This window comes from Arthrobacter sp. TJ-265, from assembly GCF_058269135.1.
On the sequence record NZ_JBZCND010000005.1, the window covers coordinates 1 to 22,977 of the forward strand.

Annotated in this window: 22 protein-coding genes and 1 tRNA gene; 16 read left to right on the forward strand and 7 right to left on the reverse strand. The window is 69.3% G+C overall.

Going from position 1 to position 22,977, the window contains the following annotated elements; all coding sequences use genetic code 11:
* Positions 1-231: 231 nt before the first annotated feature.
* Positions 232-1,749, forward strand: coding sequence for an SDR family oxidoreductase (locus AC4D2E_RS15195; RefSeq protein WP_490953152.1), 1,518 nt, complete (start codon positions 232-234; stop codon positions 1,747-1,749).
* A 32-nt stretch (positions 1,750-1,781) separates the two neighbouring features.
* Here the strand turns inward: AC4D2E_RS15195 and AC4D2E_RS15200 are convergent, their stop codons facing one another.
* Positions 1,782-3,011, reverse strand: coding sequence for a multidrug effflux MFS transporter (locus tag AC4D2E_RS15200; protein WP_490953232.1), 1,230 nt, complete (start codon positions 3,009-3,011; stop codon positions 1,782-1,784).
* A 305-nt stretch (positions 3,012-3,316) separates the two neighbouring features.
* Between AC4D2E_RS15200 and AC4D2E_RS15205 the strand changes: the two genes are divergently transcribed.
* From AC4D2E_RS15205 to AC4D2E_RS15235, 7 genes are all read left to right on the forward strand, one after another.
* Positions 3,317-4,753, forward strand: a complete 1,437-nt coding sequence (locus AC4D2E_RS15205; RefSeq protein WP_490953153.1) for a sugar porter family MFS transporter — start codon at positions 3,317-3,319, stop codon at positions 4,751-4,753.
* A gap of 157 nt (positions 4,754-4,910) precedes the next feature.
* Positions 4,911-5,717, forward strand: coding sequence for a phage holin family protein (locus AC4D2E_RS15210; protein ID WP_490953154.1), 807 nt, complete (start codon positions 4,911-4,913; stop codon positions 5,715-5,717).
* A gap of 97 nt (positions 5,718-5,814) precedes the next feature.
* Complete coding sequence (locus AC4D2E_RS15215) at positions 5,815-6,438, forward strand: CDP-alcohol phosphatidyltransferase family protein (RefSeq protein ID WP_490953155.1); 624 nt, start codon at positions 5,815-5,817, stop codon at positions 6,436-6,438.
* Positions 6,426-7,301 carry a DMT family transporter gene (locus tag AC4D2E_RS15220; RefSeq protein WP_490953156.1) on the forward strand — a complete coding sequence of 292 codons (876 nt, stop codon included), beginning with the start codon at positions 6,426-6,428 and terminating at the stop codon, positions 7,299-7,301. The genes AC4D2E_RS15215 and AC4D2E_RS15220 overlap by 13 nt, the downstream gene beginning before the upstream one ends.
* A 49-nt stretch (positions 7,302-7,350) precedes the next feature.
* Positions 7,351-8,580, forward strand: a complete 1,230-nt coding sequence (locus tag AC4D2E_RS15225) for a glycosyltransferase (protein WP_490910655.1) — start codon at positions 7,351-7,353, stop codon at positions 8,578-8,580.
* 64 nt (positions 8,581-8,644) lie between these two features.
* Positions 8,645-8,718, forward strand: a tRNA-Ile gene (locus AC4D2E_RS15230).
* A 203-nt stretch (positions 8,719-8,921) separates the two neighbouring features.
* Positions 8,922-10,112, forward strand: coding sequence for an acyl-CoA dehydrogenase family protein (locus tag AC4D2E_RS15235; RefSeq protein WP_490953157.1), 1,191 nt, complete (start codon positions 8,922-8,924; stop codon positions 10,110-10,112).
* Between the two features lie 4 nt (positions 10,113-10,116).
* Here the strand turns inward: AC4D2E_RS15235 and AC4D2E_RS15240 are convergent, their stop codons facing one another.
* Entirely contained in the window at positions 10,117-10,776 is a 660-nt protein-coding gene (locus AC4D2E_RS15240) for a M23 family metallopeptidase (RefSeq protein WP_490953158.1), read from the reverse strand.
* 432 nt (positions 10,777-11,208) lie between these two features.
* On the opposite strand from AC4D2E_RS15240, the gene rpsB reads away from it, so the two are divergent.
* From rpsB to AC4D2E_RS15270, 6 genes are all read left to right on the forward strand, one after another.
* Positions 11,209-12,171 (forward strand): 30S ribosomal protein S2, encoded by a 963-nt coding sequence (gene rpsB / locus AC4D2E_RS15245; protein ID WP_490953159.1) that lies wholly within the window; start codon positions 11,209-11,211, stop codon positions 12,169-12,171.
* Positions 12,172-12,247: 76 nt separating this feature from the next.
* On the forward strand, positions 12,248-13,084 hold the full coding sequence (gene tsf / locus AC4D2E_RS15250) for a translation elongation factor Ts (RefSeq protein ID WP_104168306.1): 837 nt from the start codon (positions 12,248-12,250) through the stop codon (positions 13,082-13,084).
* 176 nt (positions 13,085-13,260) lie between these two features.
* The gene (pyrH, locus tag AC4D2E_RS15255; protein WP_104168305.1) at positions 13,261-14,001 is read left to right on the forward strand and encodes a UMP kinase; all 741 of its coding nucleotides are present in this window, start codon (positions 13,261-13,263) and stop codon (positions 13,999-14,001) included.
* A gap of 117 nt (positions 14,002-14,118) precedes the next feature.
* Positions 14,119-14,676 (forward strand): ribosome recycling factor, encoded by a 558-nt coding sequence (gene frr / locus AC4D2E_RS15260; protein ID WP_043447395.1) that lies wholly within the window; start codon positions 14,119-14,121, stop codon positions 14,674-14,676.
* A 74-nt stretch (positions 14,677-14,750) separates the two neighbouring features.
* Complete coding sequence (locus tag AC4D2E_RS15265) at positions 14,751-15,674, forward strand: phosphatidate cytidylyltransferase (RefSeq protein ID WP_490953233.1); 924 nt, start codon at positions 14,751-14,753, stop codon at positions 15,672-15,674.
* Positions 15,675-15,751: 77 nt separating this feature from the next.
* Entirely contained in the window at positions 15,752-16,327 is a 576-nt protein-coding gene (locus AC4D2E_RS15270; RefSeq protein ID WP_490953160.1) for a DivIVA domain-containing protein, read from the forward strand.
* 1 nt (position 16,328) lies between these two features.
* Here the strand turns inward: AC4D2E_RS15270 and AC4D2E_RS15275 are convergent, their stop codons facing one another.
* From AC4D2E_RS15275 to AC4D2E_RS15290, 4 genes are read right to left on the reverse strand one after another with little or no spacing between them, the layout of a single operon-like run.
* On the reverse strand, positions 16,329-17,828 hold the full coding sequence (locus tag AC4D2E_RS15275) for a sodium/solute symporter (RefSeq protein ID WP_490953161.1): 1,500 nt from the start codon (positions 17,826-17,828) through the stop codon (positions 16,329-16,331).
* Entirely contained in the window at positions 17,821-18,204 is a 384-nt protein-coding gene (locus AC4D2E_RS15280; RefSeq protein WP_490910648.1) for a DUF485 domain-containing protein, read from the reverse strand. The genes AC4D2E_RS15275 and AC4D2E_RS15280 overlap by 8 nt, the downstream gene beginning before the upstream one ends.
* A 16-nt stretch (positions 18,205-18,220) precedes the next feature.
* Positions 18,221-18,940, reverse strand: coding sequence for a LytR/AlgR family response regulator transcription factor (locus AC4D2E_RS15285; RefSeq protein WP_490910647.1), 720 nt, complete (start codon positions 18,938-18,940; stop codon positions 18,221-18,223).
* Between the two features lie 19 nt (positions 18,941-18,959).
* Positions 18,960-20,147 (reverse strand): histidine kinase, encoded by a 1,188-nt coding sequence (locus AC4D2E_RS15290; RefSeq protein ID WP_490910646.1) that lies wholly within the window; start codon positions 20,145-20,147, stop codon positions 18,960-18,962.
* A 211-nt stretch (positions 20,148-20,358) separates the two neighbouring features.
* Between AC4D2E_RS15290 and AC4D2E_RS15295 the strand changes: the two genes are divergently transcribed.
* Positions 20,359-20,742 carry a DUF485 domain-containing protein gene (locus AC4D2E_RS15295; RefSeq protein WP_104168298.1) on the forward strand — a complete coding sequence of 128 codons (384 nt, stop codon included), beginning with the start codon at positions 20,359-20,361 and terminating at the stop codon, positions 20,740-20,742.
* An 8-nt stretch (positions 20,743-20,750) separates the two neighbouring features.
* Positions 20,751-22,376, forward strand: a complete 1,626-nt coding sequence (locus tag AC4D2E_RS15300; RefSeq protein ID WP_490953162.1) for a solute symporter family protein — start codon at positions 20,751-20,753, stop codon at positions 22,374-22,376.
* A gap of 85 nt (positions 22,377-22,461) precedes the next feature.
* Here AC4D2E_RS15300 and AC4D2E_RS15305 read toward each other — a convergent pair whose 3' ends face one another.
* Positions 22,462-22,938 (reverse strand): Lrp/AsnC family transcriptional regulator, encoded by a 477-nt coding sequence (locus tag AC4D2E_RS15305; protein WP_490910644.1) that lies wholly within the window; start codon positions 22,936-22,938, stop codon positions 22,462-22,464.
* Between the last annotated feature and the right edge of the window lie 39 nt (positions 22,939-22,977).

A 22,977-nucleotide genomic window follows, 5' to 3' on the forward strand; every position in this document is an offset into this window, starting at 1 on the left:
GGGAATCCCCAATGAGCCACTGACAAGCATGAATAGTGTCGAGCGTGTTCGGTAGGGACGAACCGGAAACCCCTGACCCTGTATCGAAGGGTTACTGGTTCAAGTCCAGTCGGAGGAGCAACAAAGGGTCGGCGACCAGGGGGTACCCAGGTCGCCGGCCCTTCTCCTTTTTCCTGGGTGAGGGAGGACAGGCTCCAGGGAGCTGTCAGAGGGCGGGCGTAGGCTTCGGCCATGAACACTGAAGGCAGTGACGGCAAGCTCATCCTGGTTACCGGGGCCACGGGGTACATCGGCGGTCGGCTCGTGACGAAGCTCGTCGCCGAGGGCCGCCGGGTCCGCGTCATCGTGCGGTCTCCGCAGAAGCTCAAGGACGTCCCCTGGGCCGGGTCCGTCGAGATCGTGGAGGGTGACCTGCAGGACCGCGAGGCCATGCGCACGGTCACCCGGGGCGTCGATACGCTCTACTACCTCGTCCACTCCATGGGCTCCGGACGGGACTTCGACAGGCGCGAGGCGGACATCGCGACCATCGTCTCCGAGGCCGCCGGCGACGCCGGAGTGCGCCGCATGGTCTACCTGGGTGGACTCCACCCCGAAGGCGTCGAACTGTCCACCCATATGCGCTCACGCACCCAGGTGGGCACCATCCTCCTCGGGTCCGGCACGCCGACCATCGCCTTCCAGGCCGGAGTGGTCATCGGGTCGGGGTCGGCATCGTTCGAGATGATCCGGCACCTCTCGGACGTCCTCCCCGTCATGCCCGCGCCCAAGTGGGTCCTGAACCACATCGAGCCGATCGCGGTCCGCGACGTCATCCACTACCTCCTCGGAGCGCTGGACCTCCCCGAGGGCCTGAACCGGACGTTCGACCTCGGGTCCCGCGAAGTGCTGACCTACGCCGAGATGATGAACCAGTACGCCGAGGCCGCCGGGCTGCCCCGCCGCAGGATCCTGGCGCTGCCGGTCCTGACGCCGCGCCTGGCCGGGCACTGGGTCAACCTCGTCACTCCCATCCCGCGAGCGATGGCCATGCCGCTCATCGAATCACTGCAGCATGACGCCGTCACCTCCGAACACGACATCGACCAGTACATCGCGGTGCCCGAGGGCGGGCTCACGGGCTACCGCCGCGCGGTGGACCTGGCGCTCGGCAAGATGCGCGGGGGAGAGGTGGAGACGAGCTGGGCCGGGGCGACACAGGTGGACTCCGAAGCCGATCCGCTGCCGTCGGACCCGCAGTGGGCCGGCCACACGGTCTTCACCGACGTCCAGACCTACAGCTCGAGCGCCTCTCCGGACAAGCTGTGGAGCGTCGTCGAGGGGATCGGCGGCGAGAACGGCTGGTACTCCTGGCCCGTGGGCTGGGCGGCCCGCGGCTGGATGGACAAGATCGCCGGTGGCGTGGGCCTCCGGCGTGGACGGCGGGACGCCAAGGAACTGCTCACGGGCGAGGCCCTGGACTTCTGGCGGGTCGAGGAGATCGTGCGCGGCGAGCGTCTGCGGCTCCGTGCGGAGATGAAGGTACCCGGCCGGGCGTGGCTCGAGTTCAGGGTCGAACCGGACGGCTCCGGCAGTTCCTTCTACCAGCGGGCGGTGTTCTTCCCGCAGGGGCTCTCCGGGCGCCTGTACTGGCTGGCGGTGCTGCCCTTCCACGGCTTCATCTTCAAGTCCATGGCCCGCAATATCGCCACGACGGCGGAGGCCCTCCCCTCGGACACCGATCCGGGGTCGAAGGCCTCGGCGGCCTGAGCCCGGATGCCCTGCGGTGGCGCGACACGGCGCTACTGCAGGGCGGGGACGGTCCTGGGCCGGACGACCGTCCAGAGGAAGACCACGCCCAGGGCGATGCACGCGGCCATGACGAGCGCCATGGGGGTGGCCGATTCGATGCCTTCGCCCAGCAGGCCGACGAGCGGCGAGATCAGGCCCGCCGTCCCGAAGGTCACCGCGCCCAAGAGGGACGCCGCCGTGCCGGCCTGCGCCCCGTTGTTGATGAGCGCCAGCACCTGCACGCACGGGAAGACGAAGCCCGTCGCCATGATGTAGAACCACAGCGGGACGGCCGTCCCCCAGAAGCCGAGACCCAGCTGGTCGAAGGCGATGATGAGCATCGCCATGGTGAGCTGGACGATCGTCGCCGCCGCGATGACCCACTGCGGACCCACGCGCCGGAGCACCCGCGCACTGATCTGCACGCCCGCGACGATGCCGAGTGAATTGACGGCGAACAGCAGTCCGTACTGCTGCTCGTTCAGTCCGTACGGTCCCTGGAACAGGAAGGGCGACGCCGAGAGGTAGGAGAAGAGCCCGGAGAAGTTCATGCCGCCGACCAGCAGGATGCCGATGAAGATGCGGTCGCTGAGGACCGTGCGGTACCGCTGGGCGACGGTGAGACCGGACTGGCGGCGGTTCTCCCGGGGGAGGGTCTCGACGATGAAGAGCGAGACCGCGGTGATCACCAGGAGGCCGTAGCCGGCGAGGAACCAGAAGATGCCCGGCCAGGGGAAGAGCAGCAGCAGCTGGGACCCGATCACCGGGGCGAAGATGGGTGCCATCCCGTTGACGAGCGCCATGTAGGACAGCATGCGCACGAGGGTGTAGCCGCCGAAGAGGTCGCGCACCATGGCCATCGCGACCACGCCGCCGCCCGCGGCGCCGATGCCCTGGAGCACGCGGAACAGCATGAGCATGTTGATGTCCTCGGAGGACGCTGCGCCGATGGAGGCCCCGACGTGCAGCGTGGTCGCGAAGATGAGGGGCAGGCGCCGCCCGATCTTGTCGCTGAGCGGTCCCACGAGGAGTTGTCCGCCGGCGAACCCGATGATCGTTCCCGTCAGCGTCAGCTGGATGGCCGCTTCGGAGACACCGAGGTCCGACCGCAGGGCCGGGAAGGCGGGCAGGTACAGGTCGATCGTGAACGGTCCGAGGGCGGTCAGGGTGCCGAGGATGAAGACGTAGATGATCTTCTCGCGGCGGGAGAGGGCGTCGCCGGGATGGGTGATGGTGCTCACGGTGGTGCTCAAGATGCTGCCTAACGGGAACGGTGGTGCGGCCAGGGTGCGGATCGGGTGGAGCAGGGGATGCATCGACTGCGGCGGCGGCCCGGCGACGACGGCGGAGCGGCTCGCGACGTGCAGCAGTCCGTCCCGATCGGACGAATTGGTTGCTGCGGCGAATCAATGGTGTTCCTATCCTACGACCCCCCGTCAAGTGTTGCCCCGTCCCTCCGGCGCTGGCCGAACGGCGGACGGGCTGCTAAGCAGGCTTCGGACTGACGTAGGGTGTTGAAGGGCCGAACGAGCAGGGAGAACCGAGCATGAGCGAGCACGACGTCGACACGGAGACCGCCGGACCACCGCGGCACCTCGCGCGGGTCATCGGCATCACGATGGCCGCCGCCGTCGGAGGCCTCCTCTTCGGTTTCGACACGGCCGTCATCAACGGTGCGGTCGATTCGATCCAGGCCGACTTCGAGCTGAGCGCGAGCGTCCTCGGGTTCACCGTCGCCATCACGCTGCTCGGCTGTGCCGCCGGTGCGTGGTTCGCCGGCGGGCTCGCCGACCGGTGGGGGCGCAAGAAGGTGATGGTCGCGGCAGCCTTCCTGTTCGCGATCAACTCCGCCGGATCCGCGTTCGCCTTCTCCGAGTGGGACCTCATGGCCTGGCGTCTCGTCGGGGGCCTGGCGATCGGTATCGCCTCCGTCATCGTGCCCGGGTACATCGCGGAGATCGCGCCGTCGAAGTGGCGCGGGGGACTCGCCTCGGTGCAGCAGCTCGCCATCACGATCGGCATCTTCGTCGCACTGCTCTCCGACGCCTCGTTCGCCAACGCCGCCGGCGGCGCCGCGAACGAGTTCTGGTGGGGGCTGTCCGCCTGGCGCTGGATGCTCCTCGTCGGAGTGCTCCCGGCCGTCGTCTACGGCGTCCTCGCGCTCATCATCCCCGAGTCGCCCCAGTTCCTCGTCCGGGCCGATCGGGACGAGGACGCCGCCCGCATCCTGTCGCGGGTGTCCGGCGTCCGGGACACCGAGGGCAAGATCCGCCAGATCCGCGAGAGCTTCGAACGTGAGGACCGGGCCGGGTACCGCGACCTGCGCGGTCCCGCGCTGGGGTTGCAGCCCATCCTGTGGGTCGGCATGGCCATCGCGGCGCTCCAGCAGCTCGTCGGCATCAACGCGATCTTCTACTACTCCACGACGCTGTGGAAGTCCGTGGGCTTCAGCGAGAGCGATTCCTTCACGACGTCGGTGATCACCTCGATCATCAATGTCACCATGACGTTCGTCGCCATCTTCTTCGTCGACCGCATCGGTCGCCGGAAGCTGCTCCTCGCCGGTTCGATCGGCATGACGGTCGGGCTCCTTGCAGCGACCCTCGCCTTCCTCCAGGCGGAGGGGACCGGCGACGACGTGGCCCTGCCCGGGGTCTGGGGTCCGATAGCCCTCGTGGGCGCGAACCTCTTCGTCATCTTCTTCGCCGCGACCTGGGGCCCGGTCATGTGGGTCACGCTCGGCGAGATGTTCCCCAACCGCATCCGTTCGATCGCCCTCGGCGTCGCGACGATGGTCAACTGGGTCTTCAACTTCATCGTCACCCTCACCTTCCCGTGGGTCAGCGCGAACCTCGGCCTGTGGGTCATGTACGCGGCCTTCACGGTCTTCGCCGTGGTGTCCTTCGTCTTCGTCCGGACCAGGCTCCCCGAGTTCGCCGGCAGGGACCTCGAGGACAACGCCGAGCTCGCGCCGGCACGATGACGGGCACCGTGGGAGCATGGCGGGCGGCAGTACCGCATCGCGGCATATCCCGCTCCCGACGGCACCGCCGCCCGCAGGCGGCTGACGTGCCCGGGCCCGATGGTAATTTTGGTTCAGCGAATGTCCAGCAAGACACCTACGAATGGAGGCAGGGCCTATGAACAGCTCGGCTAGTACGCGCGGCAAGCGGTCCACAGGCTCACTCTCGATCGTCGGACTGATCAGGCTGCTCGCCCGCCTGACGCCGCGGCAGGCCAGCGACGAGTTCTCGATCGCCGTCGCACAGCTGAAACAGAAGGGCACCAAGGCCGGGATCGCCGCCGCACTCCTCGTCGTCGCCCTGGTCTTCGTCCTGTTCTTCGCCGTGGCGCTCGTCGTCGCGGCCATCATGGGCCTCGCCGAGATCATGCCGGCATGGCTGGCCGCCCTGCTGGTCGCGCTGGTCTTCCTCGTCATCGGCGGCATCCTCGCGCTGATCGGGGTCTCCCGCCTCAAGAAGCAGCTCCCGCTGCTGCCCGAGGACGCGATCCGGGGCATCCGCTACGACCTCGGTGTGCTCAAGGAGGGCCGCAGCTTCGACCCGGCCACGCTGGACGTCAAGAAGCCCAAGGAGGAGAAGAAGCCCAAGGACGCCGACAAGGACACCCGGCCGAAGGAACCGACGCCCTCCTACGAGGAGCTGCGCGGCCGCACCGGGGAGCGCCGGACGCACATCGCCGACGCCCGCGATTCGCTCGGTGCGCGCGTGGACGTCAAGTCACGCCTCGACGGCGCCCGCCACCGCTCGCCCCAGGGCACGCCGACGGCCGGCAGCTCGACCGCCGGCGGCAGGACCGGGGCGGTCGCCGTCCGGCGCGACGTGCCCCTCAACACGAGCCTCGCCGACCGCTGGAAGCCGCTGAGTGTCCTCGCTGCGTCCGTCGCCGCGATGCTCGTCATGCTGCGCCGCCTCCTGAGCAAGTAGCAGGCAGCCCGACGACAGACGGCCGGTCCCCGATCCCCGCGAGCGGGGGACTGGGACCGGCCGTCTGCCTGCATAATGGGACCGGGAGGCACGGGTGATGAGACTGATCGGGGCTGGAGGACGGCCGGGTGGCGAGGGCCCGGTGCTCACGACGGCCTGGACCCTGCCCAACCTCGTCACGATCGTCCGGTTCCTCGGGGTCCCGCTGTTCGTCTGGTTCATCACGCAGCAGCGCTACGGAGCCGCCGTGACCACCCTGGTGGTGATCGGTTCGACCGACTGGGTCGACGGATACCTCGCGCGGCGGCTCAACCAGGTGTCCGTCGTCGGGAAGTGGCTCGATCCGGTCGCCGACCGCACCGCCATGATCGTCGTCGCCGTGACCTTCGTCGTCGACGGCATCGCCCCCGCATGGCTCGTCTGGACCATCGTCATCCCGGACCTCATCCTCATCGTCAACGCCCTCGTCCTCTTTCGCGGGCCGCTGCACCTCCCCGTCATCACGGTCGGGAAGATCCGGACCGCGCTGCTGCTGGTCGGGGCGCCGCTGCTCCTGCTGCACGAGGTCGAGGGCTTCGAGCAGGAGTGGATCTTCGTTCTCGCCCAGGCCATGCTCGCCGTGGGATGCGTCCTGCACCTCGTCGCCTTCGGGGCCTACTTCATCGCAGCACACCGCAAATACCGTCTGGAGCGGGCCGAGCAGCAGTCGTGCCCGCCCTAGCCATCGCGCTGGCGCTCCTCGGCGCGGTCTTCCTCGCGTTCGGAGCGCAGCGGCAGGGCAGTGCCGTGCGGGCGAACACGGGCGGCCTGAACCTGAGTTCCTCGGGCTTCACCCGCCTCCTCACCAACCCGCGCTGGCTGTTCGGGCTCTTTCTGCTCGTCACGGGGACGGCGCTGAACGTGATCGCCCTGTCGCTCGCCAGCCTCACCGTGGTGCAACCCATCGGGGCCATCGCGCTCGTGATCACCACGATCGTCAACTCCCGCGACCAGGGCATCCGCCTCAACCGTCCCACCGTCGCCGCGATCACCGCCTGCGTAACGGGGAGCGCCCTCTTCGTGATCCTCGCCGTGAACGTCACCCGCGAGAACCACGCGGTCGAACCAGCGCAGGAACTGTCGGTGGTGCTCCTGCTGGGGGCCGCGGTCCTGCTGTTCGGCTCCCTGGCCGTGGTGGGCCGGCACCGCCTCAACGCGTTCGCCTACATCCTCGGGGCGGGCGTCCTCTTCGGGTTCGTCGCCGTCCTGACCAAGATCGTCGCGGGCCACCTGCTGGACCCGAACGGGCGGTTCCTGCTCAACGTCCCGATCGCAACCCTGCTGGCCCTCGCCGCCGCCGTGGCGCTGGGGATCTGGTTCGTGCAGAGCGCCTACGCGACCGGCCCACCCGACCTCGTCATCGCGGGCCTCACCGTGATCGACCCGATCGTCGGCATCGCCGTGGGCATCACGATCCTCCAGGAACTCCAGCCCGATGTGCGGACGGTGACCGGGTTGGGCATGGGGGCCGCAGCCCTCGTTGCTATTGTTGGGGTCGTTGCCCTGGCCCGACACCACCCCGACGTCGTGAAGCGGCAGCGCTGATCCGAGCCATCGAAGTACTTGTCCAGCACACCGACGTAGGGATCCCTCCGTGAGTTACCCGGCTGATTTCAAGCCCCTGACCATCCTGATCGCCGCGGATACATACCCGCCCAACGTGAACGGCGCGGCTCAGTTCGGCTACCGGCTGGCGAAGGGGATGGCGGGACGAGGCCACGCGGTGCACGTCCTCGCTCCGCGCCCGTCCAACGGCCCGAGCGTCACCGAGCCGGACGGTGACTGGTCCGTCCACCGCCTCCGCTCGCACAGCGTCCCCACCCACGACTACTGGCGCATCTGCCTCCCCTGGGAGATCAAGCGGGACATCAGCCTGCTGTTCGACCGGGTCCGGCCCGACGTCGTCCACATCCAGTGCCACTACATGGTGGGGCAGTACGCGCTGTACGAAGCCGTGAAGCGGGGCATCCGGGTCGTGGCCACCAACCACTTCATGCCCGAGAACATCAACCCCTTCCTGCCCTTCCCCGAGTGGTTCAAGCGGATCGTGGCGAAGAACTCGTGGAGGGACATGGGCAAGGTGATGGGCAGGGCCGCCGCGGTCACCACCCCGACGCCGCTGGCCGCGAAGGCCATGCACGACCACGCCTTCCTGCGGGAGGTGCTGCCCGTCTCCAACGGCATCGATGCCGCAGCCTACGAGGTCCGGCCGGGCGAGGTCATCGAACCGAACGAGCACCCGACGGTCCTCTTCGTGGGCCGGCTCGCCGAGGAGAAGCACATCGACGTGCTGATCGACGCCGTCGCCCGGACCCCCGAGCACCTCGGGGTGCACCTCGAGATCGTGGGCGGCGGCGAGGTGAAGCCGGCGCTGCAGGCGCAGGCCGCCCGTCTCGGTATCAGTGACCGCGTGCGCTTCCGCGGCCTGATCGACGACGAGGAGCTGCGCCGGAGCTACATCCGGGCGTCGCTGTTCTGCCAGCCGGGTACCGCCGAACTGCAGTCGCTCGTCACCCTCGAGGCCATGTCCGCGTCCACGCCCGTGCTGCTCGCCAACGCCATGGCCCTGCCGCACCTGGTGTCCGACGGCGAGAACGGCTACCTGTTCGAGCCGGGCGACGCGGACCAGCTGGGCAAGCGCATCACGGAGATCCTCAGCCTCTCCCGGGAGGAGCAGCAGGCGATGGGCGCCGTGAGCCGGGCCATGGTGGGCAAGCACGACATCAACGCGACGCTGGAGACGTTCGAGGGCCTGTACTACGGGACCCTCTCCTCGCAGCCCCCCGCCCCCCGCGAAGCGGATCTCGCCGGCCGCATACAATGAAGGCTGCGTCCGGCGCCGGGGCGGTCGTCCCGGCGCCGGTGCACCAGGGGCCGTGCGCTCCCTGGGGGCTGTAGCTCAGCTGGTTAGAGCAGCGGACTCATAATCCGTTTGTCCTGGGTTCAAGCCCCAGCAGCCCTACGCACCCGGTCGGCGACGACCCACGAATGCGCCGCCCTCCCGGGGCGGCGCATTCGTCGTCCTCCGATCCGTCGGCCACCACCCCCGGTGCCACTGGCGCCATAAGTTACCGGCGGGTAACATAGAGCCGTGGGCTCATGCCCACAGGACTCAGAGGTCGAGGAACAGTGCTGGTCGCCGACGACCAGAGTGAGGGGCATCCCATGAGCAGGACGACGATCGACATCGACAACCTTCCGTACGCCGACGGCGACTTCCTCGCCTTCGAGGAGTTGCTGTCCGACAAGGAGCGCTCCAGGCTGCAGGAGATCCGAGGCTGGCTCACCCGCGAGGTCCGCCCGCATGCCGCCGACTGGTGGAACAAGGGTGTCTTCCCCCAGGACCTCATCCCGAAGATCGCCGAACTGGACCCGATGAGCCCGGTCTACCGCCAGGGCTACTCGAACCTCTTCGCGGGCATCACCCATGCCGAGATGACCCGCGCCGACACCTCGTTCGCCACCTTCATGGGCGTCCACGACGGGCTCTTCACGGGGTCCATCGAGGCCCTCGCCTCGAAGGAGCAGCAGGAGGAGTGGCTGCCGGACATCTACGCGATGAAGAAGATCGGCGCCTTCGGCCTCACCGAACCGCTCGGCGGCTCCGACGTCGCCGGCGGGACCCGGACGACGGCGCGCCGCGACGGAGGGTCGTGGGTGCTCAACGGCGCCAAGCGCTGGATCGGCAACGCCACGTTCTCCGACTGGGTTGTCATCTACGCGCGGGACCTCGCGGACAACCAGGTCAAGGGCTTCCTGGTGGACACCACGCTCCCGGGCTTCTCCTCGTCCAAGATCGAGAACAAGATCGCCCTCCGCACCGTCGAGAACGCGGACATCGTCCTCGATGACGTGGTCGTGCCGGACGACTTCCACCTGAAGGGGGCCAACAGCTTCCGCGACGCCAACAAGGTCCTCAAGGTCACGCGCCTCGCCGTCGGCTGGCAGGCCGTCGGCCAGCAGCTCGCGGCCTTCGACGTCGCCCGCCGGTATGCCGTGGAGCGCGAGCAGTTCGGACGGCCGATCGCCGGCTTCCAGCTCGTGCAGCAGCAGCTCGTGCAGATCCTGGGCAATGCCATGAGCTCCATGGGCATGATGGTGCGGCTGTCCCAGCTCGAGGACGCGGGCAAGGCGAAGGACGAGCAGTCGGCCCTCGCCAAGGCGTTCACCACGGCCCGCATGCGCGAGAGCGTCGCAGCGGGGCGCAACATCCTCGGGGGCAACGGGATCGTCGTGGACTACGAGATGGCGAAGATCTTCTCCGACGCCGAGGCGATCTACTCCTACGAGGGCACGCAGGAGATCAACACCCTCGTCGCCGGCCGGTCCATCACGGGCATCGCCGCGTTCGTCTAGCGCTCTACCGCCGGATCCGCACGCCGTCACCGAGCGGAAGCAGCACCGACGGCCGCCGGTCCGTCACGAAGGACAGCGGGTCCACATACTCGCCGTCCTCGCGGACGCCCCAGTGGAGGCACGGCTGACCGCAGTGCTCCCGGGCAGGTCCGTCCGCGGGTCGGCGGGCAGGGGAGGCGTCGAGCGTCGCCACCACCTGCCCCCGGCTGACGTGCTCGCCCCGGGACAGATCCGTGGAGACGGGTTCGAAGCTGCTGATCCGACCCTGGCCGTGGTCGATGGACAGGACACCCCGGTCCACCACCCTTCCCGCGAAGGACACGACGCCGTCCGCCGGACTCACCACCCCGACGGGACCGCCGGCACGGGCGGACAGGTCGACGCCCCGGTGCCCCCGCTTCCACGTCTGCGGCGGCTTCTCGAAGGGACGGAGGACCTCGGGCGCAGGGTCCAGGGGCCAGGTCCACTCGGGCACGAACGGTGCCGGAGTGGACCCCACGCCGGCAGCGGAAGCAGGGCGGGAGGTGCCGGCTCCGGACGGGACGCAGAGCAGCACCGTGAGAAGGGCCACCGCGACGGCGGGGGCGGCGCCCTCCCGGACGCCAGCGCGACGGCGGCCCGGCTGGTGCATCGGGGGATCGAGGGAATCGAGGGGATCGCTCATGGCCCCAGCCTGCATCTCCCGTCCGCCGGGCGCGCACCCCGGGCCCGTATGTGGACATCACGCGTCGGAGCCGAGGGGTGGAGGCACCCCCGGAGCGTCGCCGGGACCGCTCCCCGACCGCCGTCGCCGGCCCGATCCGCCACCGCCGCTGTAGTACACTGGATCCAGCAGTCTGCTGCTCCCACATCCGTATGCCACTGGCATCAATGGGTCGTGGAATCCGCAGGCTGACTACGCGTACCTGCGATTCTGCGCCGACGAACGGCGCCGAAGTGCCCACCCTGCGGTCCGGACCAGTCCGGTTGGGGAGGGCGCGTCCATCGGACGACCCGGTACCAGGACGTACCGGCCACCCCGGCCGGCACCGAGACAACCGTCAACAAGCTTCAGGCGGCGCTCCGCGCCCGAGCCGAAGCTGAGGAAAGGCAGAACATGCCAGTCGTAACCATGCGCCAGCTGCTCGACAGCGGCGTCCACTTCGGTCACCAGACCCGCCGTTGGAACCCGAAGATGAAGCGCTTCATCTTCACCGAGCGCAACGGCATCTACATCATCGATCTCCAGCAGTCGCTGGGCTACATCGACCGCGCCTACGAGTTCGTCAAGGCCACCGTCGCCCACGGCGGAACCGTGCTCTTCGTCGGCACCAAGAAGCAGGCCCAGGAAGCGATCGCCGACCAGGCCACGCGCGTCGGCCAGCCCTACGTCAACCAGCGTTGGCTCGGCGGCATGCTCACCAACTTCCAGACGGTCTCCAAGCGCATCCAGCGCATGAAGGAACTCGAAGAGATCGACTTCGACGACGTCGCCGGTTCGGGCCACACCAAGAAGGAGCTCCTGCTCCTCAAGCGTGAGCTCACCAAGCTGCAGAGCAACCTCGGTGGTATCCGCAACCTGACCAAGGCCCCTTCGGTCGTGTGGGTCGTCGACACCAAGAAGGAGCACCTCGCCATCGACGAGGCGAAGAAGCTCAACATCCCCGTCGTCGCGATCCTCGACACCAACTGCGATCCCGACGAGGTCGACTTCCCGATCCCCGGCAACGACGACGCCATCCGCGCCGTCAACCTGCTGACCCGGGTCATCGCCGACGCCGTGGCCGAAGGCCTCATGGCCCGCCACAACCGCTCGGGCAACAACGAAGCCACCGCCGACGAGCCCATGGCCGAGTGGGAGCGTGAGCTGCTCCAGGGCACCTCGGACGCCGCCGCTGCCGCGCCCGAGGCGACCGAAGCCGCAGCTCCGGAAGCCGCCGCCGAAGCACCCGCCGTCGAAGCACCCGTCGTCGAGGCTCCCGTCGTCGAGGAGGCGCCTGCAGGCCTGCAGGCTCCCATCGCCGAGGAAGTCCCCGAAGCAGTAGCTCCCGCCACGGAAGCCGCCAGCGACACCAAGTAGTCCTCGATGCGTAAGGGGTGTGGGTCAAACCATGCCCCTTACGCATGTTCCGATCCACCTCAACTTAGGAGTTCATATGGCAAATTTCACTGCCGCTGACATCAAGGCCCTGCGCGAGCGCACGGGCGCAGGCATGATGGACGTCAAGAAGGCCCTCGACGAGGCCAATGGCGACGCCGACAAGGCCCTGGAACTGATCCGGATCAAGGGTCTCAAGGGCGCGACCAAGCGCGAAGGCCGCTCGACCGCCGAGGGCCTCGTCGCCGCTCGCGTCGACGGCAACGTCGGGGTCATGATCGAGGTCAACTGCGAGACCGACTTCGTCGCCAAGGCCGGCCCCTTCATCGAGTTCTCCAACAAGGTGCTCGGCGCAGCCGTCGCGTCCGGCGCCACCGACGTCGAGACCCTCCTGGCCTTCGAGCTGGACGGCAAGCCCGTCTCGGAGCACGTCATCGAAGCTGGTGCGCTGCTCGGCGAGAAGGTCGACGTCCGCCGCATCGCCCGCGTCGAAGGGCAGATCGTCGACGCCTACCTGCACAAGACGTCCAAGGACCTCCCCGCCCAGGTCGGCGTGCTCTTCGCCGTCGAGGGCTCGGGGGACGCCGCCGTCGCTGCGACGCACGACGTGGCCGTCCACATCGCCGCCTACTCGCCCACCTACCTGACGCGCGAGGATGTCCCCGCCGAGCTCGTCGAGTCGGAGCGTCGCATCGCCGACGAGACGGCCCGCGCCGAGGGCAAGCCCGAGCAGGCCCTCGCGAAGATCGTCGAAGGACGCCTCACCGGCTTCTTCAAGGAGGGTGTCCTGGTGGACCAGGCCTTCGCCAAGGACGCGAAGAAGTCCGTCGCCGCCGTCCTCACCGAGGCCGACGCCAAGGCCACGGCCTTCGCGCGGTTCCGCGTCGGCGCCTAGTACCTCAGGCCAGGTCGACAGCACAACTGTGAAGGGCGGCCACCCTCGAGGTGGCCGCCCTTTCCTGCGCCCGGGAGGCGCGCCGTATCCTGTAACGGGTCCGGCACCATCCCACCTTCGCACCATCGGCCGTCCGCCCAGGACCGGCCCACAGCACTATGCCCGGGAGGCACTTCATGGACACCACATCCACTGCTCCGACGGGTGGTCCCACGGGGCGGCGCCGGGTCCTGCTCAAGCTCTCCGGTGAGGTCTTCGGCGGCGGCAAGCTGGGCGTGGACCCGGACACGGTCCGCGGTATCGCCCAGCAGATCGCCGCGACCGTCGGCGACGTCGAGGTGGCGATCGTCGTCGGCGGCGGCAACTTCTTCCGCGGCGCCGAGCTGTCGCAGAGCGGCATGGACCGCTCCCGCGCCGACTACATGGGCATGCTCGGCACGGTCATGAACTGCCTGGCCCTGCAGGACTTCCTCGAGCAGGCCGGTGTCGAGACGCGCGTGCAGAGCGCGATCACCATGGGCCAGGTCGCCGAGGCGTACATCCCGCGGCGCGCCATCCGACACCTCGAGAAGGGCCGCGTGGTCATCTTCGGCGCCGGCGCGGGCCTGCCCTACTTCTCCACCGACACGGTCGCGGCCCAGCGTGCGCTGGAGGTGCACGCGGACGAGGTCCTCATGGCGAAGAGCGGCGTCGACGGCGTCTACACCGCCGACCCGCACAAGGACCCGACGGCGGAGAAGCTCCAGACCCTGTCCTACGACGAGGCCCTGCGCCGCGACATCCGCGTGATGGACCAGACGGCCATGACCATGTGCAAGGACAACAACCTGACGATGGTGGTCTTCGGGATGCAGGGCGAGGGCAACGTGACGCGTGCCATCCGGGGGGAGAAGCTCGGCACCCTCGTCACCACCTAGCCCCCGGGCGGGAACGGCGGTGCCGCCCGGGCCGCGCCCGGGTGCGGCGCGCCGTTGAACTAGGATTGACCACTGGAACGGTTGCCGTGCAGCCGACTGCGGATCGAAGGAGACATTGTGATCGAAGAGACCCTGCTGGAAGCCACCGACAAGATGGACAAGGCCGTGGAGGTCGCAAAGGAGGACTTCGCGACGGTCCGCACCGGCCGAGCCAACGCCTCCCTGTTCTCCAAGGTGGTCGTCATGTACTACGGCGCCCCCACCCCGCTGCAGCAGCTCGCGTCCTTCCAGAACCCGGAGGCGCGCACCCTGCTCATCACCCCGTTCGACCGCGCCTCCCTCAACGACATCGAGCGTGCGCTGCGCGACTCCGACCTCGGAGCCAACCCGTCCAACGACGGCAATGTGATCCGGGTGGTCCTGCCCGAGCTGACGCAGGAGCGCCGCAAGGAGTACGTGAAGCTGGTGAAGACCAAGGCCGAGGACGCCAAGATCTCCATCCGCAACGTCCGCCGCAAGGCCAAGGACGGCATCGACAAGGCCGTGAAGGACGGCGACGCCGGTGAGGACGAGGGCTCACGCGCCGAGAAGGAACTCGACGCCATGACCAAGGCGCGCGTGGACCTCATCGACGAGCTCCTGAAGCGCAAGGAAACGGAGCTGCTCGAGGTCTGATGGCAGATCCTAATCCAGCCGGTCCCGGCGTCGGGCCCGTCCCGAAGCCCGACGCCGGGACAGCGACCGCCGCGGTGCCCGAGGCAGGTGCCGCCCCTGCGTCCCGCCGATCGCGGCGTACCGGCTGGACGCCCGGTCCCGGACTGCTGAAGCGGCGACGATCCGCCCGGGAGCCCGGTGCGCCGTCGCGCGCCGGCCGCAACCTCCCCGCGGCCATCGGTGTGGGCGCCGGCCTCCTCATCCCGGTCCTGGTCGGCCTGCTGTTCTTCCCGGTCGTCTTCGCGGGCATCGTCACCCTGTTCGCTGCCGTGGGCGTCTGGGAGATCTCCCGGGCGCTGGGGCTGCGCCGCATCCGCGTGCCGCTCGCGCCCACCCTGGCGGGAACGCTCGTGCTCCCGTTCTCCGCCTACTTCGGCGGAGCGGAGGGGCTCGCCGTCGCCACCGTCGCCGCCGTCGTCGGCATCTTCCTGTGGCGCTCGCTCGACCCCGCCCCGGATGCCGCGAAAAGCCTCATGGCCGGTACGTTCACGCTGCTCTGGGTGCCGTTCATGATGAGCTTCGCGATGCTCCTGATGCGCGCCGAGGGAGGCTACCTCGTCATCGCCACGCTCCTGCTGCTCGTGGTCGCGAACGACACCTTCGGGTACCTGGTCGGGGCGTTCTTCGGGAAGCACCCCATGGCGCCCAAGATCAGCCCGAAGAAATCCTGGGAGGGTTTCGGCGGCTCCATCGGCGGCGCGATGATCATCGGCGGGCTCTGCGCGGTGCTCCTGCTCGGGCAGCCGCTGTGGATCGGCCTCGCCCTCGCCGTCGTCGTCGTCGCCTCCGCCACCGCCGGCGACTTCGCCGAATCGATGATCAAGCGGGAGCTCGGCGTCAAGGACATGGGCACCATCCTCCCCGGCCACGGCGGCGTGATGGACCGGCTGGATTCGATCGTGCTGGCCTGCCCGGTCGCCTATCTGCTGTCCGCTACATTGGTACCGGGACTGCTCTGACGACGGGCCGACGGCGGAATCCCGGGGCCCGCGGGTTCCTGAACTGTCCCTCGACGGCCTAGGCGGAAGGATCATCCATGGACCTCGCTCGGCCCGGCACCTCCCCGTTCACGCGTGTCGGACGGCGGGAGTTCGGCTACAACACCCGCCAGGTGGACCGGTTCCTGGCCAGGGCGCGCGGCTACTACGACGCCGAGGATCCGGCGGCGGCCATCACGAGCAGGGACGTCCGGTCCATGGCCTTCGACCCGGCCCGCGGCGGGTACGACCCGCAGGCCGTCGACGCCGCGCTGGACCGCCTCGAGGACGTCTTCGCGCAGCGGGAACGCGACCACCTGATCCGGACCGAGGGCGAGGACGCGTGGCTCCGGCAGATCGGTCGGACCGCCGCCGTACTGCGCCGCAGGCTCCACCGCCCGGCCGGCGAGCGTTTCCGCCGGCCCGCGAAGCAGGGCAGCCCGAGCTACGACATCGAGGACGTCGACCGCCTGTGCGACGACCTCCTGCAGTACCTGGAGAACCATGTGCCGATGAGCGTCGACGTCGTCCGCCGTGCGGTGTTCCGCGAGGCCCGGGGAGCGGACGGCTACGAGGAGACCCAGGTGGATGCGTTCCTGGACCGCGTCATCGAACTGATGGCCGGGATCGACTGACCTAGCGCGGCTCGGGGGTGTGGAGGCGCGCCAGCACGCGCGACGCCGTCGTCGGCCGCCGTCCCGCCGTCGCGCGCGACACGAGCACCATGGTGAGGAACGCCGCCGGTACCGTCCACAGGGCCGGCTGGCCGAGCCAGACCCAGCGGTCGCCCGCCCCCGCTCCCAGCGCCGCTGTGGCGGCGATCGCGCCGCCGCACAGGATCGCGCCGACGGCCATCCCCGCGATCGCGCCGGCGTCGGTGAGGCCCCGCCACCAGATGCCCAGCAGCAGCAGCGGGCAGATGGTGGAGGCGGTGAACGCGAAGACGGACCCGACGCTGCCGGCCAGTGCCAGGGTGTCGGTGAGGAGGGCGATCACCAGGGGGACGATCGTGGACAGCAGCGCGGCCCGCCGGAACCCCGTCACGCTGCCCTGGAAGAACTCCTGGCTGATCACACCGGCGAGGGAGACCACGAGGCCGCTCGTCGTGGACAGGAACGCGGCGAACGCGCCCGCCGTCACCAGGGCAGACAGCAGGTCGCCGGTCGCGCCGTCGAAGATGCGGCCGGGGAGCAGGAGGACCGTCGCGTCCGCGGCGCCGCCCGCCGCGAGCTCCGGCGTGTGGATGCGCCCCAGGATGCCGTACACGGTGGGGAACAGGTAGAAGACCGAGAGCAGGCCGAGCACGAGCACCGTGGTCCGCCGCGCCGACGCCCCGTCCGGATTCGTGTAGAAGCGCACCAGCACGTGGGGGAGCCCGAGGGTGCCGAACAGGAGCGCGATGACCAGCGAGATCGTGCCGTAGAGGGAGGCGTGCGCCGTCGTGTTCAGGTCGGTGGTGAACACGCTGCCGCCCGCCGTGACCGACGCGCCCTCGGCGCCCAGGCGGAACAGGATGAACACCGCCGGGACGGCGAGGGCCGTCAGCTTGAGCCAGTACTGGAACGCCTGGACGAACGTGATGGAGCGCATGCCGCCCGTGACCACGCTCAGGCACACCACGACGACGACGGCGAGCGGTCCCACCCACGACGGCAGGCCCGTGGTGATCTGCACCGTCAGGGCGGCGCCGTGGAGCTGCGGCACGATGTACAGCCAGCCGACGACGACGACGAGCATGCTCGTCACGCGGCGCACCAGCAGCGAGTCCAGCCGCGCCTGCGCGAAATCGGGGATGGTGTAGGCACCCGAGCGGCGCAGGGGAGCGGCGACGAACAGCAGGAGCATCAGGTACCCGGCGGTGTACCCGATCGGGAACCAGAGGGCGTCCACGCCCGAGATGAGGATGAGCCCGGCGACGCCGAGGAAGCTCGCGGCGGACAGGTATTCGCCGCCGATCGCGGAGGCGTTCCACCAGGGGCGCACCGTCCGGGAGGCGACGTAGAAATCCCCGGTGGTCCGGGAGATCCGCAGACCGAAGATGCCGATGAGCACGGTGCTGAGGGCCACGAGGAGCAGGGCCGTGTAGCCGACGGCGGGGCTGAGGTGCAGGCTGCCGGCGTCGAGCGCGTCAGTCATCGTCCACGAGGTCCTGGAAGCGCCGCTCGTTGCGGGAGGCGCTGCGCACGTACAGGATCGCGCAGCCGATGACGAGCGGGTACACCCCGAGGCCGAGGATCAGCCACGGGAGGGGCACCGTCAGCACGGTCATCGACTCGATGTCCGGGAACACCGCGAGCAGCACCGGGATGCCCATCAGGATGACCAGGAAGCCGCCCGCCACCACGAGGGCGAGGCGCAGCTGCGACCGGATCAGCGAGGCGACGAACAGCTGGCCCAGTTCGGACTGTTCGGCCATCTCGCGGGCCACGGGGAAGGACGCACCCGTCGCGCGGGCGGCCGTCCGCGGGGCGGTCACCCGGACACGGCGGGGCGGCTCGGACGGCTGCGTCATCGGCGGTCGTCGGGGGTCACTGGCCCGGCCGGAGGCGGGTGGCCTCCAGCTTCTCGCGGACGTCGGGCAGGTGCCGCCGGCTGACCGGCAGCTCGGCGTCGCCGACGAACAGGCTCGCCCGGCCTGCGCTGATCCGGACCTTCCGGACCTGGTCCATCGCCACGAGGTAGGAGCGGTGGGTGCGGAGGAACCCCGCGGTGGCCCACTGGCGCTCGAGGTCGTTGAGCGGGATCCGGATGAGGTAGCTCGCCTCGGAGGTGTGCAGCCGCGCGTAGTCGCCCTGCGCCTGGACGTAGCGCACGTCGTCGCGCCTGATCATGCGGCTGATGCCGCCCTGGTCCACGGTGATGACCTCCGGCGCGGCCGTCGAGCCCTCCATCAGCTCGCACACCCGGCGGACGGATTCCGCGAGGCGTTCGGTGCGCACGGGCTTCAGGAGGTAGTCGACGGCGCGCAGTTCGAAGGCCTCCAGGGCGCGGTCCTCGTCGGCGGTGACGAACACGACGGCGGGCGGACGGCTGAAGCGGGAGATCTCCCGGGCGATGTCCAGCCCCGAGAGGGACGGCATGTGGATGTCGAGGAACAGGGCGTCGACGGTGTGCTGCTCGAGGACCTTCAGCGCCTCCGTGCCGCTCGAGGCGCGGTGGATGGTCCCGACCCGCGCGTCCCTGCCGAGCAGGAACGCCAGTTCCTCGACGGCGGGGAGTTCATCGTCGGCGACGAGCACAGAGAGCATGCTCCCTAGATTACGCGCCTCACGCCCGGTGGTCGGGCTGCGACTTGGGGACGCGCATCGTGATGAGAGTGCCGGCGCCGGGCGCGGTGTCGATGATCAGCCCGTGGTCGTCGCCGTACACCTGCCGCAGGCGGGAATCGACGTTGCGCAGGCCCACGTGCACACCCTCGGTGTGCCCGGCCAGCACGGACCGGAGGTGCTCGGGCTCGATGCCCACGCCGTCGTCCTCGATGGTCACCTCCGCGAAGGGACCGACGTCGTGAGCGGTGATGGTGATGTTCCCGATGCCGTCCTTGGAGTCGAGGCCGTGGCGGACCGCGTTCTCGACGAGCGGCTGGAGGCTGAGGAACGGGATGACGGTGCTGAGGACCTCCGGGCCGATCTCGAGGCTGACCTTCAGCCGGTCGCCGAACCGGGCGCGTTCCAGCAGCAGGTAGCGGTCGATGCTGCGCAGTTCCTCCGCCACGGTCGTGAAGTCGCCGTGGCGGCGGAACGAGTAGCGCGTGAAGTCGGCGAACTCGACCACGAGGTCGCGGGCACGCTGCGGGTCGGTGTTGATGAAGGACGCGATCGCGTTGAGCGAGTTGTAGATGAAGTGCGGGCTGATCTGGGCCCGGAGGGCACGCACCTCCGCCTCCGCGAGGAGCCGGCGCGAATAGTCCAGTTCGGCGAGTTCCACCTGGGTGGACACCCACCCGGCGAGCTCGTTCGTGGCCCGGACGAGGCCGGCGTTGACGTCCTCGGCCACCGCCCCGACCGTGCCGACGACGCGGTCGTCCACGCGGATGGGGGAGAGCACCAGTTCGCCGGGTTCCGCCAGCCCCGCGGCCTCGAGGCGCTGGCGGCGGAAGATCTGCGTGCGGCCGCTCTCGAGGACCTGCCGCACCAGGGGCATCACGTCCGGCGGCGTCCCGCGCCCGCCGTCCCAGGCGAGCACCCCGGCGTCGTCACTGATCATGAGCACGTCGCACCGCAGGAGTCCGTGCAGGTAGCGGCTCGCCTTCGAGGCCCCCGACGGCGTCAGGCCCTCGCGCAGGTGTTCGGAGGCGAGGGCCGCGGTGTGGAGGGTGGCGTAGGTGGCGCGGTCGGCGTCGGACCCGAGGTCCCGGTACGAGCGCGACAGGCGGAAGCCGAGCGAGGCCACGACGGCGAGGGTGACGACGACGACGGCGCACACCAGGGCGGTGTCGACGGCGGCGCTGAACATTGCTCCAGAGTATCCGCCCGGACCTGCCGCTCATCGCGCCCGCTGACCGTTCACCGCACCCACCCGCGCGCTCGGCGACGAACGGCCGTGTCCGGCTGGTGGAGTCGGCGGCCGTCCAGCACAGTGATGGGAGTCACACCGACATGCCTTCCTGCGCTGCGACGGTGCCGCCCTCGCGGCTGGAGTGACTCCCGACCAAGAAGGAGGAACCATGGGCTCGCACCCAGGAGAGCCGGCCGCCGGCTCCGGTCCTGCTGTCGACTTCACCGAAGTCCAGCAGACCGAGCAGTTCAGGGAACTGCGCAAGCGCCACCGCAGTTTCGTCTTCCCCATGGCAGTGTTCTTCCTGCTCTGGTACTTCGCCTACGTGCTGCTCGCCGCCTACGCGATCGACTTCATGGCCACGCCGGTGTTCGGCAACATCAACATCGGCATCATCCTCGGGCTGCTGCAGTTCGTCAGCACCTTCGCCATCACCATGTGGTACGTCAGCTACGCCAACCGGCGCCTCGACCCCATCGCCGCGAACCTCCGGCACGAGCTCGAGGAAGCGGCACCCGAAGCGTTCATCGACCCGTCAGGCGGAAAGAAATGATCCCTCTCATGAGTGCGGGCGTCCGCGTGCCGCTCCAGACCACCGAGACGACGACGGTCGGCTCGCCGCTGCTCAACATCACCATCTTCGGACTGTTCGTCGCCGTCACCCTGGTGATCGTGCTCAGGGCGAGCCGCAACAACAAGACCGCGGCCGACTACTACGCCGCCGGCCGCTCCTTCACCGGCGGGCAGAACGGCACCGCCATCGCGGGGGACTACCTCTCGGCGGCGTCGTTCCTCGGCATCGTCGGCGCGATCGCCATCAACGGTTATGACGGGTTCCTGTACTCGATCGGGTTCCTCGTCGCGTGGCTCGTGGCGCTGCTGCTGGTCGCGGAACTCCTCCGCAACACCGGCAAGTTCACCATGGCGGACGTGCTGTCCTTCCGCCTGAAGCAGCGTCCCGTCCGCATCGCGGCGGCCATCACCACGCTGGCCGTCTGCTTCTTCTACCTCCTCGCGCAGATGGCGGGCGCCGGCGGGCTCGTCTCGCTCCTGCTCGGCATCGACGACCGCCTCGGCCAGTCCCTCGTCATCACCGTCGTCGGCGTGCTCATGATCATGTACGTCCTGATCGGCGGCATGAAGGGCACCACCTGGGTGCAGATCATCAAGGCCTGCCTGCTGATCTCCGGCGCGTTCATCATGACCGTCTGGGTCCTCGCCCTGCACAACTTCAACTTCTCCACGCTGCTCGGCGCGGCGATCGAAACCTCGGGCAACGCGGCCATCACGAGCCCCGGCCTGCAGTACGGCCTCAGCGCCATCACGCGCCTCGACTTCCTGTCGCTGGCGCTCGCGCTCGTCCTCGGTACCGCGGCCCTGCCGCACGTGCTCATGCGCTTCTACACCGTCCCGACCGCGAAGGAGGCCCGCCGGTCCGTGGTCTGGGCCATCTGGCTCATCGGTGCGTTCTACCTCTTCACGCTCGTGCTCGGCTACGGTGCCAGCGCACTGATCGGTTCGGAGCGCATCCTGGGCGCTCCGGGCGGCGTGAACTCGGCGGCCCCGCTGCTCGCCTACGAGCTCGGCGGGTCGATCCTCCTCGGCCTCATCTCGGCCGTCGCCTTCGCCACGATCCTCGCGGTCGTCGCGGGCCTGACCATCACGGCCGCGGCCTCCTTCGCCCACGACATCTACGCGAGCGTCATCCGCAAGGGCAAGGTCAACCCGGACGGCGAGGTCAAGGTGGCCCGCCGCACCGTCATCGTGATCGGCCTGCTCTCGATCGCAGGCGGCATCGGCGCGCAGGGCCAGAACGTCGCGTTCCTCGTGGCGCTCGCCTTCGCCGTGGCGGCCAGCGCCAACCTGCCGACCATCCTCTACTCGCTGTTCTGGAAGAAGTTCAACACCCAGGGCGCGGTCTGGAGCATGTACGGCGGCCTCGGCTCGGCGATCCTGCTGATCGCCCTCTCGCCCGTCGTCTCCGGCGGCGAGAAGTCCATGATCCAGGGCGCCGACTTCTCCCTCTTCCCGCTCAGCAACCCGGGCATCGTCTCGATCCCGCTGGCGTTCTTCCTCGGCTGGCTGGGCACCACGCTCTCCCGGACCCCGGAGGACCCGATGAAGCAGGCCGAGATGGAGGTGCGCTCGCTGACCGGCGTCGGAGCCGAGAAGGCCACCGACCACTGATCGGTCGACCCACGCACGATCGAGGCCGCCCCACCGCACGGTGGGGCGGCCTCGTCCGTTCCGGGCGGGCGGTCAGGACCGTTGATCAGGAAGGCGGTCGGGGTCCGCGGGCGAGCAGCGGCTCGACCCGGAACGGGATGAGTTCACCCATGGCCAGGGAGGTGTCGCAGCGCTCCACGCCGTCGCAGGCGAGGATCTTGCCGTTGATCCGGAAGAGGTCCTCGGCGTCCACGGCGACCACGCGGACCAGGATGTCCGCCTGCCCGGTCAGGCCGAAGGCCTCGATGACCTCGGGCACCGCGGCGATGCTGCGGGTGACGGCCGCGAGCTTCTGCTGCTGCACATGGACGTGGATGAACGCCGTCAGGGGGTAGCCCAGGGCCACGGTGCTGATGCGCCGCTCGAAGGAGAGGAAGACCCCCTTCTTCTCGAGCTGCGCCATCCTCGCCTGGACCGTGTTCCGGGAGAGGCCGAGCTTCTGGGCGAGGGCGACGACGGTGCGTCGGGGGTCCTTCGCCAGGGCCTGCAGCAGGCGTGTGTCGGTGAGGTCGAGGGGGTGCATAGTGCGCAACGCTAACACGGTCGTCGAGGCTCCTACAGG